This is a genomic window from Bacillus sp. JH7 (assembly GCF_001563515.1).
GTDB classification, from domain to species: domain Bacteria; phylum Bacillota; class Bacilli; order Bacillales; family Bacillaceae_G; genus Bacillus_A; species Bacillus_A cereus.
Genome location: NZ_LPUS01000007.1, coordinates 2,099 through 5,041, shown reverse-complemented (window position 1 = coordinate 5,041; position 2,943 = coordinate 2,099). Strand labels below are relative to the sequence as shown.

Here is a 2,943-nt window from a genome sequence, read left to right as displayed (position 1 = left end):
GCTACATATTATATGGTTAAGTCCTCGATCTATTAGTATTCGTCAGCTCCACATGTCACCATGCTTCCACCTCGAACCTATCAACCTGATCATCTTTCAGGGATCTTACTAGCTTACGCTATGGGAAATCTCATCTTGAGGGGGGCTTCATGCTTAGATGCTTTCAGCACTTATCCCTTCCGCACATAGCTACCCAGCTATGCCCTTGGCAGAACAACTGGTACACCAGCGGTGCGTCCATCCCGGTCCTCTCGTACTAAGGACAGCTCCTCTCAAATTTCCTACGCCCACGACGGATAGGGACCGAACTGTCTCACGACGTTCTGAACCCAGCTCGCGTACCGCTTTAATGGGCGAACAGCCCAACCCTTGGGACCGACTACAGCCCCAGGATGCGATGAGCCGACATCGAGGTGCCAAACCTCCCCGTCGATGTGGACTCTTGGGGGAGATAAGCCTGTTATCCCCGGGGTAGCTTTTATCCGTTGAGCGATGGCCCTTCCATGCGGAACCACCGGATCACTAAGCCCGACTTTCGTCCCTGCTCGACTTGTAGGTCTCGCAGTCAAGCTCCCTTATGCCTTTGCACTCTACGAATGATTTCCAACCATTCTGAGGGAACCTTTGGGCGCCTCCGTTACACTTTAGGAGGCGACCGCCCCAGTCAAACTGCCCACCTGACACTGTCTCCCGGGTCGATAAGACCCGTAGGTTAGAATTTCAATACAGTCAGGGCGGTATCCCACCAGCGCCTCCACCGAAGCTAGCGCTCCGGTTTCAATGGCTCCCGCCTATCCTGTACAAACTGTACCAAAATTCAATATCAGGCTACAGTAAAGCTCCACGGGGTCTTTCCGTCCTGTCGCGGGTAACCTGCATCTTCACAGGTACTATAATTTCACCGAGTCTCTGGTTGAGACAGTGCCCAAATCGTTACACCTTTCGTGCGGGTCGGAACTTACCCGACAAGGAATTTCGCTACCTTAGGACCGTTATAGTTACGGCCGCCGTTTACTGGGGCTTCAGTTCAGAGCTTCGCTTACGCTAACCCCTCTCCTTAACCTTCCAGCACCGGGCAGGTGTCACCCCCTATACTTCGCCTTACGGCTTCGCAGAGAGCTGTGTTTTTGCTAAACAGTCGCTTGGGCCTATTCACTGCGGCTTTCCGTTAAGAAAGCACCCCTTCTCCCGAAGTTACGGGGTCATTTTGCCGAGTTCCTTAACCAGAGTTCTCTCGCACACCTTAGGATTCTCTCCTCGCCTACCTGTGTCGGTTTGCGGTACAGGCACCTTTTATCTCGCTAGAAGCTTTTCTTGGCAGCGGGGAATCAAAGACTTCGCTCCATAAGGAGCTTCCCCATCACAGCTCAGCCTTTACGATAAGCGGATTTGCCTACTTATCAGCCTAACTGCTTGGACGTGCACAACCAATCGCACGCTTCTTCTATCCTTCTGCGTCCCTCCATTGCTCAAACGATAAAGAGGTGGTACAGGAATATCAACCTGTTGTCCATCGCCTACGCCTGTCGGCCTCGGCTTAGGTCCTGACTAACCCTGAGCGGACGAGCCTTCCTCAGGAAACCTTAGGCATTCGGTGGACGGGATTCTCACCCGTCTTTCGCTACTCATACCGGCATTCTCACTTCTAAGCACTCCACCAGTCCTTACGGTCTGACTTCACTGTCCTTAGAACGCTCCCCTACCACTGATACCATTGGTATCAATCCGCAGCTTCGGTGGTGTATTTAGCCCCGGTACATTTTCGGCGCAGAGTCACTCGACTAGTGAGCTATTACGCACTCTTTAAATGGTGGCTGCTTCTAAGCCAACATCCTAGTTGTCTAAGCAACTCCACATCCTTTTCCACTTAATACACACTTTGGGACCTTAGCTGGCGGTCTGGGCTGTTTCCCTTTTGACTACGGATCTTATCACTCGCAGTCTGACTCCTAAGGATAAGTCATTGGCATTCGGAGTTTGACTGAATTCGGTAATCCGATGAGGACCCCTAGTCCAATCAGTGCTCTACCTCCAAGACTCTTACACTTAAGGCTAGCCCTAAAGCTATTTCGGGGAGAACCAGCTATCTCCAGGTTCGATTGGAATTTCTCCGCTACCCACACCTCATCCCCGCACTTTTCAACGTGCGTGGGTTCGGGCCTCCATTCAGTGTTACCTGAACTTCACCCTGGACATGGGTAGATCACCTGGTTTCGGGTCTACGACCACGTACTAAACGCCCTATTCAGACTCGCTTTCGCTGCGGCTCCGCCTCTTCAGCTTAACCTCGCACGGGATCGTAACTCGCCGGTTCATTCTACAAAAGGCACGCCATCACCCGTTAACGGGCTCTGACTATTTGTAGGCACACGGTTTCAGGATCTCTTTCACTCCCCTTCCGGGGTGCTTTTCACCTTTCCCTCACGGTACTGGTTCACTATCGATCACTAGGGAGTATTTAGCCTTGGGAGATGGTCCTCCCAGATTCCGACGGAATTTCACGTGTTCCGCCGTACTCAGGATACATTCAAGAGAGAACGAAGTTTCGACTACGGGGTTGTTACCCTCTACGACGGACCTTTCCAGGTCGCTTCGTCTACCTCGTTCCTTTGTAACTCCGTATAGAATGTCCTACAACCCCAAGAGGCAAGCCTCTTGGTTTGGGCTATGTTCCGTTTCGCTCGCCGCTACTCAGGAAATCGCATTTGCTTTCTCTTCCTCCAGGTACTTAGATGTTTCAGTTCCCTGGGTCTGTCTTCCTTACCCTATGTATTCAGATAAGGATACCATACCATTACGTATGGTGGGTTTCCCCATTCGGAAATCTTCGGATCAAAGCTTACTTACAGCTCCCCGAAGCATATCGGCGTTAGTCCCGTCCTTCATCGACTCCTAGTGTCAAGGCATCCACCGTGCGCCCTTTCTAACTTAACCAAACTAAAA

At 51.6% G+C, this 2,943-nt stretch carries 1 rRNA gene; it reads right to left on the bottom strand.

Annotation, left to right across the window (positions count from 1 at the left end):
- Positions 1–12 precede the first annotated feature (12 nt).
- Positions 13–2,934: ribosomal RNA gene (locus AU379_RS17355) — 23S ribosomal RNA — on the bottom strand.
- Positions 2,935–2,943 lie beyond the last annotated feature (9 nt).